The organism is Paraburkholderia sp. AV2, from assembly GCF_054968425.1.
The window spans coordinates 1-8,863 of the sequence record NZ_JBANLK010000091.1; the positions used below are offsets into that span (position 1 = coordinate 1).

7 protein-coding genes and 1 pseudogene are annotated in these 8,863 nt (G+C 64.5%); 2 read left to right on the forward strand and 6 right to left on the reverse strand.

Translation table 11 applies throughout. The annotated features are described in order from the left end of the window. Nucleotides 1-45: 45 nt before the first annotated feature. The 6 genes and pseudogenes from V8683_RS30850 to V8683_RS30875 all read right to left on the reverse strand — a co-directional run. Nucleotides 46-477: pseudogene (locus V8683_RS30850) on the reverse strand (M20/M25/M40 family metallo-hydrolase); the annotation flags it as partial. Further along, nucleotides 470-1,147, reverse strand: coding sequence for a DUF1028 domain-containing protein (locus tag V8683_RS30855; protein ID WP_411192274.1), 678 nt, complete (start codon nucleotides 1,145-1,147; stop codon nucleotides 470-472). The gene V8683_RS30855 and the pseudogene V8683_RS30850, both read right to left, overlap by 8 nt. Further along, nucleotides 1,144-1,590 (reverse strand): RidA family protein, encoded by a 447-nt coding sequence (locus V8683_RS30860; protein WP_411192273.1) that lies wholly within the window; start codon nucleotides 1,588-1,590, stop codon nucleotides 1,144-1,146. The genes V8683_RS30855 and V8683_RS30860 overlap by 4 nt, the downstream gene beginning before the upstream one ends. Next, entirely contained in the window at nucleotides 1,590-2,939 is a 1,350-nt protein-coding gene (locus tag V8683_RS30865) for a flavin-containing monooxygenase (protein WP_411192272.1), read from the reverse strand. The genes V8683_RS30860 and V8683_RS30865 overlap by 1 nt, the downstream gene beginning before the upstream one ends. A gap of 141 nt (nucleotides 2,940-3,080) precedes the next feature. Continuing rightward, entirely contained in the window at nucleotides 3,081-4,463 is a 1,383-nt protein-coding gene (locus V8683_RS30870) for an aspartate aminotransferase family protein (protein WP_411192271.1), read from the reverse strand. A gap of 44 nt (nucleotides 4,464-4,507) precedes the next feature. Beyond that, nucleotides 4,508-6,013 (reverse strand): aldehyde dehydrogenase, encoded by a 1,506-nt coding sequence (locus tag V8683_RS30875; RefSeq protein WP_411192270.1) that lies wholly within the window; start codon nucleotides 6,011-6,013, stop codon nucleotides 4,508-4,510. A gap of 412 nt (nucleotides 6,014-6,425) precedes the next feature. Here V8683_RS30875 and V8683_RS30880 point away from each other — a divergent pair, with 412 nt between their 5' ends. Together V8683_RS30880 and V8683_RS30885 are read left to right on the forward strand one after the other, a co-directional pair. After that, nucleotides 6,426-7,760: a glutamine synthetase family protein gene (locus V8683_RS30880; protein ID WP_411192545.1), complete on the forward strand. Its 1,335-nt coding sequence runs from the start codon at nucleotides 6,426-6,428 to the stop codon at nucleotides 7,758-7,760. A 127-nt stretch (nucleotides 7,761-7,887) separates the two neighbouring features. Further along, on the forward strand, nucleotides 7,888-8,863 hold a 976-nt coding region (locus V8683_RS30885; RefSeq protein ID WP_462880731.1), incomplete at its 3' end, for a polyamine ABC transporter substrate-binding protein.

The window sequence follows — 8,863 nt, forward strand, 5'->3', positions numbered from 1 at the left end:
GCGCTGGCCGCCTGATCATGCCGTCCCGCCCGTACACCACTATTGACGATTGCTCAGGCAGCCCACTTCCTCGTCATAGGAGAAGGCAAGATGCACCGGAAACTGCAAGTCCTGCTCGACAAAGCGCGGCACCGCGGCCAGAACCGACGCGATAAAGCCCTTCATGTCGGCCGTGCCGCGGCCATACAGACGTCCGTCGCGCTCGGTCAGACGGAACGGGTCGAGCGTCCAGTCCTGCCCGTCCACCGGCACGACGTCGGTGTGGCCGGACAGCACGACGCCGCCACGATCCCGCGGCCCGAGGGTCGCAAAGAGATTCGCCTTGGTGCGCCCGGTGTTGTGGAACAACTCGCACTCCACGCCGTATTGCGCCAGGTACTCCTCTATGAATGCAATCAGCGCGAGATTCGAGTCGCGGCTCACGGTGGGGAAACCCACCAGCCGTTCGAGCAGTACCCGGCTTGACGTCTCATTCATCGCCTGGGACTCCGTAGCTCGGCGCGGCAGTGGGGTTCAGCGCCCGCGCAAGATAGTCCTGCATTTGCGGACGGTAGGCCTGCCAGAGACTGTCGAGACGACCGACGGGATCGTCGTCGGCCCAGTCCACGCGCAGGTCGACCATCGGCCACGCCACCTCTCCCATCACCTTCAATGCCGCGGAATGCACGGGCCCGGCTTCGCCGCCCGCCTTCATGGCGCCGTGCATGGCCGCGAGCAGTCGATCCGCGAGCAGGCCCTGCGCGCTTTCGAACGCCTCGACCATCGCGCCGATGACGTGCGCGCCGGCCAGCAGATTACCGGCGGCAACGCATTGCCTGCCGGCCATGGCGTTGTGCGTGCCAAGCGCCTCTTTGCCGCTGAAGAACGCGGTGCGCCCCTGACGGTCGATCACCGTCACCTGCCGGTACTGGCTCCACCGGTCGGCGTCGAGCGCCTGCTGCATGGCGGTGCCGGGCTCGATCTGGTGGTTCTCCAGCAGGTCGAGAATGCGCGGGCCCAGGGCCGGCAAGGTCACGTTCTGGCTCGCCACGACGCCGACACCCGCACGCGCCCAGGGGCAGCGGGCGCCCACCGCGATGCTCGACGAACTGATGGCGATACCAAGCTGTTCGCTTTCGGGGCAGCGTCCGACGATGGAGAAAGTCATGATCGCTGTCCTCGGGCCGGATCCGGTGTCCAGTTATCCGGAATCACCGCAATCACGTCGATCTCCATGAGCCACTGCGGCTGCCCGAGCGCCGACACCACGAGGCCCGTGGAAATCGGAAAGACGCCCTTGAGCCACTTGCCGACTTCCTGATACACGGGCTCGCGATAGCGCGGATCGATCAGATAGGTCGTCGTCTTGACGATGTGCGACAGATCGCTGCCCGCCTCTTCGAGCAACTGCTTGACGTTCTTCATCGCCTGCTCCGCCTGGGCCTGCGGATCGCCAAGACCTACGAGGCGTCCGTCGAAATCGGTGCCCACCTGGCCGCGCACATACACGGTGTTGCCGGCGCGCACGGCCTGGCACAAATCGTTGTCGAGCGACTGATTCGGGTAGGTATCCCGCGTGTTGAACATGCGAATGCGCGTATGCGTCGGCATTAGAAGACTCCCAGTTCGTTGATGTTGTTCGCCTGCGCGGTCCGGCACGCACGGTCGGACGCGGGCGCACGCGGCGCTTCGTCTTCGCGCTGCCCGGGATCGCGATAGGCGAGATACTTGCGTTGCGTGACGATATGGTCGGCAATGTGTCTGGCGTCGTGCCACACGCCCCAGATGAATGCCGAGCCGCGCCGCGACAGCCACGGCAGGCCGAGGAAATAAATGCCCGGCTCGCTCGACACGCCGCGCTGGTGCCGCGGCTTGCCTTTCGCGTCGAAGGCATTCACCTGCAGCCAGCCGTAATCGACGGCGTAGCCCGTCGCCCAAATGATCGACGTGATCCCCGCCTTCGCGAGATCGAGTTCGAGTATTGGATGCGTGAGGCAATCCGGATCGGGAAGCGTGGCGCGTGCTTCCGGTTCCTCCGGCAGATCGACGCCGTTGCGGGCGATCCACGCGTCGGCCGCGTCGAGCAGCGCGCGGTAGTTTTCGTCGCCGCGCGCGATATTGAGCGCGAGGTCCGGCTCGAAGCTCACGACCGGGCCGTCGAACGATTTCGTCAGGCCGACGAGCGTGATGCCCTGATGCGCGAGCCTGCGGAAATCGACCGTATGGCCGCCGCGCGCACCGCTCACGGCGATCGTCACGTGCTCCTTGCCCGGCGTGACGGTCTCCGCGTCCCATTCGCCCAGCACGCCCAGCCACCAGCAAAAATCGCGGTTGCGATACGCGCGCGGCGGCCGGTCGTGCGCCCCCACCGAGAGGTAAACCTGCTTGCCCGCGCGCTGCAGTTCGTCGGCGATCTGCACGCCCGACGAGCCTGCGCCCACCACGAGCACGGCCCCTTCGGGCAATTGGCCGGGATTGCGATAGTCGGCGGAGTGGATCTGCTCGATATTCGCGGCTTGCGGTGCGATCGGCGGAATGACCGGGCGCTGAAACGGCCCCGTCGCCACCACGACGCGCATCGCTTCGACCACGCCCTCGCTCGTTTCGACGGCGAAGCCCGGGCGCCCTTCGTTGCGTACCACGCGGGTCACTTCCACGCCCGTTCGAATGGGCGCGTCGAACTGCTTCGCGTAGGCTTCGAAGTAGTCGGCAATCGATTCCTTCGGCACGAACGCGTCCGGCGCGAAGCCCTCGAATTCCATGCCAGGAAAGCGGTCGTGCCAGGCCGGCCCGTTGGCCACCAGCGAGTCCCACCGGCCCGTGCGCCAACGTTCTGCAACGCGGCTGCGCTCGAGCACGAGGTGCGAGATGCCCAGCCGGCTCAGGTGTTCGCTCATGGCGACACCGGCCTGGCCGGCGCCGACTACGAGCGTGTCGACTGAAATGTTTTCATTTTTCATAGCGTTTTCCTTCTGCCATGCATACCGGCCCATCCGGCCATTTAATAGGTATGCCTAACTATTGATCCGGTTCGCCCACCGTTGGATGACAGACGTGCCCCCCGTCGGGGGCACGATCCGGGGTCGCGATGCTTTGATGCGTTATCGGGCGATCGTCTTTGCCGTTGTGTCGACCGCCTGGCGCATCTTGTCCACCAGTTCGTCGATCTGGGCATGATCGATCACGAGCGGCGGCGCAACGATGAGGCGCCCATTCGTCGAGCGCACGATCACGCCGAGGTCGAAGCCGGCGGAGCGGCTATGCCAGGTCAGATCCGCTTCGTTCGCGAAGCGCTCGCGCGTGGCCTTGTCCTTCGCGAACTGGATCGCCGCCACGGCGCCCACCCCCTGAATTTCGCCAACGAGCGGGTGATCGGCGAACGCGTCGCGCAGCGCCTTCTGCAGATACGGTCCGGTATCGGTCTTCGTCCGCTCGACGAGCCCGCCGCGATCGAGCACGTCGAGATTCGCGAGCGCGACGGCGGCGGCGACCGGGTGCCCCGAGTAAGTCAGACCATGGGCATAGACGCCGCCCTTCTCGACGAGCGCCTCGCCCACGCGCCGGCTCATGATGAGGCCGCCCATCGGCACATAGCCCGAGGTCAGGCCCTTGGCCACGCAGATCAGGTCCGGCTCGAAGCCGAAATGACGGTGCGCGAACCACTCGCCCGTGCGCCCGAAGCCACCGATCACCTCGTCGGCGCAGAGCAGCACGTCGTATTGACGGCAGATGCGCTCGATCTCCTGCCAGTAGCCGTCCGGCGGGAAGATCATGCCGCCCGCGCCCTGGAACGGCTCGGCGACGAAGGCGGCGACGCGGTCCGCGCCCAGTTCGAGAATCTTGCGTTCGAGCGAGAGCGCCGCCGCTTTGCCGAACGCCTCCGGCGTGAGGTCGCCGCCATTGGCGTACCAGTAGGGCTCGTCCACGTGCGTGATGTTCGGAATCGGCAGGTCGCCCATTTCGTGCATGAAGGCCATGCCGCCCAGCGAAGCGCTGCCCACCGTCGAACCGTGATAGCCGTTCACGCGGCCAATCAGCACCTTCTTCTGCGGCTTGCCCATCACGTCCCAGAAACGGCGCACCGTGCGGATCAGCACCTCGTTCGACTCGGAGCCCGAGTTCGTGTAGACGACGTGCGAGAAGCGATCGCCCAGCAGCGAGAACAGCTTCTCCGAGAGTTGAATCACCGCAGGATGCGTGGTGTGAAAGAACATGTTGTAGTACGAAAGTTCTTTCATCTGCCGCGAGGCCGCGTCGATCAGTTCCTGGCGGCCGTATCCGACATTGGTGCACCACAGCCCGGACATGCCGTCCAGATAGCGGTTGCCGTCGTTGTCCCAAAGGTGGACGCCCTCGCCCCGCACCATCACGCGCGGCCCTTCCTCGTTCAGGGCTTTCTGATCGACGAAGGCGTGCAGGTGGTGCGCGGCATCGCTCTGTTGATAGTCGCGCGTCGTGCGCTGCGGCAAGTCGTGTGCATTCATTTTTCCAGACTCCAATGGATAAGGCGGTTTGATCCGGGGCGCATTCACCAGGTGATCCAGGTGGTCTTCAGGCCCGTGTATTTGTCGAGCGCGTGCAGCGAGAGATCGCGGCCGAAGCCCGACTGGCCGAAGCCGCCGAACGGCGTCTGGGCGCTCAGCGCGTCGACCGTGTTGACGGACACCGTGCCGGCGCGCAGGCGCTGCGAGACGCGATGGGCGCGCGCGAGGCTGCCGGTCCATACCGAGGCGGCAAGGCCGTAGATCGAATCATTTGCGAGCTGCACCGCTTCGTCTTCGCTGTCGAACGCGAGCACCGAAAGCACCGGGCCGAAGATCTCTTCGCGGGCGAGCGGGTTGTCCGCCTTCACGTCGACGAAGATCGTCGGCTCGACGAACAGGCCCTTGCCGTTCACGAGCGGCGCACCGCCTCCGGTGGCGAGCGTCGCGCTCTTGCGCCCGCGCTCGATCCATTCGAGCACGCGCGCATGCTGCGCCTGATCGACGATCGCTCCCATGCCGCTCACGGGGTCGAGCGGATCGCCCGGGTAGAAGTCGCGCGCGCAGGCAACGAGCCGCTCGACGAACGCGTCGTGTATCGAACGCTGCACGAAGAGGCGCGAGTTCGCCGAACAGACCTCGCCCTGATTGAAGAAGATGCCGAAGCAGGCCTTGCGCGCCGCAAGGTCCAGGTCGTCCGTGTCTTCGAACACGAGGTTGGGGCTCTTGCCGCCGCATTCGAGCCAGACCTGCTTCATGTTCGACTGGCCCGCGTATTCGAGAAACTTCTTGCCGATCGCCGTCGAACCCGTGAACGCGAGCACATCGACATCGGGGTGCATCCCGAGCGCGCGGCCGGCGGTTTCGCCGAAGCCCGGCACGACGTTCAGCACACCGGCCGGCAAGCCGGCTTCGAGCGCCAGTTCGGCAAGACGCAGCGCCGAAAGCGGCGACTGCTCCGCGGGCTTGAGCACCACACTGTTGCCGGCCGCGAGCGCCGGCGCCACCTTCCACGCAACCATATCGAGCGGGAAATTCCAGGGCACGACGGCGCCCACCACACCCAGCGGCTCGCGCGTCACGATCGCGAGATTGCCGGGATCGGTCGCGGGCACCTCGCCGGAGAGTTTGTCCACCGCTTCGCCGTACCAGGCGAACAGGCTGCCGGCAGCCGGCACGTCGATGTCGAACGCGTCGGCTACGCGCTTGCCCATATTGAGCGAGTCGAGCAGCGCGAGCTCGCTGCCGTGCGCGGCGATCAGTTCGCCAAGACGGCAGAGCACGAGCTTGCGTTGGCCCGGCGTGGCGCGCGACCAGACGCCGGCCGCGAACGACGCGCGGGCGGCGCGCACGGCGTCGTCCACGTCGGCGGCGTCGCACGAGGCCACCTCGGCAATCGCCGCGCCCGTGGCGGGATCGATCGCCGTGAAGGTCTTGCCGCTGCGCGCGGGCACGAAGCGGCCGCCAATGTGAGCCTGGGTTCTCGGGGAGACGTCCGCGGCAAGACGTTGCCAGTCGGCGTAGCTGCGCACCGTTGCTGTTGCTGGATTCACGAAGACTCTCCTGTTAGTGGATACCTCCGGCGGCTCCGCTACCGCGACCGTCGAAAGCCATGAGCGCACTGTGCCTGGGCAAAAAGAGAACATAAAGAACGGAATTTCTGGCTAGTGCATCGTTTTTTTCTATGCAATTCCGAATGACCATGGGGGCATTGCATGTTGCACCTTTCATTTGCTGCAGCACGCCATTTTCCTGAATAGCCAAAACCTATGCATGGACTAAGAAAACTATTTTTTTACCCCTTATTGGCCGGTGCTACGCTTCAGCCGTCGTTCGCAATGCACCGCCCGTTGAACGAGGGCCGTGCTCAACGCGGGACCAACCGGCGCCGGGCCGATTCGCTGCCCGCGCCACCCTACGCGGCAGTGCCATCGAGTGAATGCAATGAAGGATGCAATGAGCGGCATGAACGAGATCGACGATTTCCTGAAGAAGCATCGCGTCACCGAAATCGAGGCGATCATTCCCGACATGTCCGGGATCGCGCGCGGCAAGATCATCCCCCGCAGCAAGTTCGAAGCGGGCGAGTCGATGCGCTTGCCGCAGGCGGTGATGATCCAGACCGTCACGGGCGACTACCCCGAAGACGGCACGCTGACCGGCGTGACCGACCCCGACATGGTGTGCGTGCCCGATCCTTCGACGCTGCGCATCGTTCCCTGGGCCGTCGATCCCACGGCGCAAGTGATTCACGACTGCATGCACTTCGACGGCACGCCCGTTGCGATCTCGCCGCGCCACGTGCTGCGCCGGGTGCTCGCACTCTATGACGCGAAAGGCTGGACACCGGTGGTGGCGCCGGAACTCGAGTTCTATCTGGTCGACACGAACCGCGACCCCGATCTGCCGCTGCAGCCGCCCGTAGGCCGCACCGGCCGCCCGGAAACGGGCGGGCAGTCGTATTCGATCGAGGCCGTCAACGAATTCGATCCCTTGTTCGAAGACATCTACGAGTACTGCGATATTCAGGACCTCGAAGTCGACACGCTGATTCACGAAGTCGGGGCCGCGCAGATGGAAATCAACTTTCTGCACGGCGATGCGCTCAAGCTCGCCGACCAGGTGTTCCTCTTCAAGCGCACCGTGCGCGAGGCGGCGTTGCGGCACCAGATGTACGCGACGTTCATGGCCAAGCCGATGGAAGACGAACCCGGTTCCGCGATGCACGTCCATCAGAGCCTGATCGACGCGCAGAGCGGCCGCAATCTCTTCAGCGAGCCCGGCGGCAAACCCAGCGCCCTCTTTCACTCGTATATCGCGGGTCTGCAGACCTACACTCCCGCGCTCATGCCAATCTTCGCCCCCTACATCAATTCGTATCGCCGCCTCTCGCGCTTCATGGCGGCGCCGATCAGCGTGCAATGGGGTTACGACAATCGCACCGTGGGTTTTCGCGTGCCGCATTCGTCGCCCGCCGCCCGCCGCGTGGAAAACCGCATTCCCGGCGTGGACTGCAATCCGTATCTGGCCATCGCCGCCACGCTGGCCGCCGGCTATCTGGGCATGACGCAAGGCCTCGAGCCCACTGTCCCGCTGACGAGCGACGGCTACCGGGAGTCGTACGAGCTGCCGCGCAACCTCGAAGAGGGGCTCGCGCTGATGCGGCGCGCCGACCCGCTGAAGGAAATGCTGGGCGAGGCGTTCGTCAAGGCCTATGTCGCCCTCAAGGAGACCGAATACCAGGCGTTCTTCCGCGTGATCAGTTCGTGGGAACGCAAGCATTTGCTGCTGCACGTCTGAAGATTCGCACTTTCACGCCGCTTCGAACCGGCTTCTCGAGCCTTCTCGAGCCTTTTCAAGCATTACCCGCTTTTACACGAGCCACAGCGAGCCCACGCGCCCGCTTCTTCATTTTAGGGAAAACACTATGATTAGCTATCCTTACTGGTGCCGTATTCGTCCCGCCATTACGGCCACCTCGCTGGCCACGCTGGCGAGCCTTGGCGCACTCCAATGCGCACCGGCCAGTGCGGCGGACACGCAGATCAACGTCTACAACTGGTCCGACTACATCGGCAAGGACACGATTCCCGACTTCGAGAAGCAGACGGGCATCAAGGTCAAGTACGACAACTACGACAGCGACGACACGCTGCAAGCCAAGCTGCTGGCCGGCAGCTCGGGCTACGACATCGTCGTGCCCACGTCGAACTACATGGCGAGGCAGATCCAGGCCGGCGTCTATCTGAAGCTCGACAAATCGAAGCTGCCGAACCTCTCGCATCTCGATCCGGCCATCATGAAGATCATTGCCGAGGCGGACCCCGGCAACCAGTACGCCGCGCCCTATGCTTACGGCACCGACGGCATCGGCTACAACGTGGAAGCGGTCAAGAAGGCGCTGGGCGACAACGCGCCGGTGAATAGCTGGGCGCTCGTGTTCGACCCGGACAATCTTTCGAAGCTCAAGAGCTGCGGCGTGTCGTTCCTCGACCAGGCCGTGGACGTATTCGCCGCGACGCTGCAGTACATGCACAAGGACCCGAACAGCACGAACCCGTCCGACTATCAGGCCGCTTTCGAAGTGCTGAAGAAAGTCCGCCCGTATATCACGCAGTTCAACTCGTCGGGCTACATCAACGACCTCGCGAACAACGATATCTGCGTGACCTTCGGCTGGTCCGGCGACGTGGGCATCGCGCGCCGCCGCGCGGCCGATTCGAAGCGCAGCTACGAGATCAGGTTCGCCAACGCGAAGGAAGGCGGCCTCATCTGGTTCGACAGCATGGTGATCCCGAAGGACGCGCCGCATCCCGAAGCCGCGCTCGCCTGGATCAACTACATCGAGGATCCGAAGGTCAACGCACAGATCACGAACGAAGTGTTCTACCCGACCGCCAACA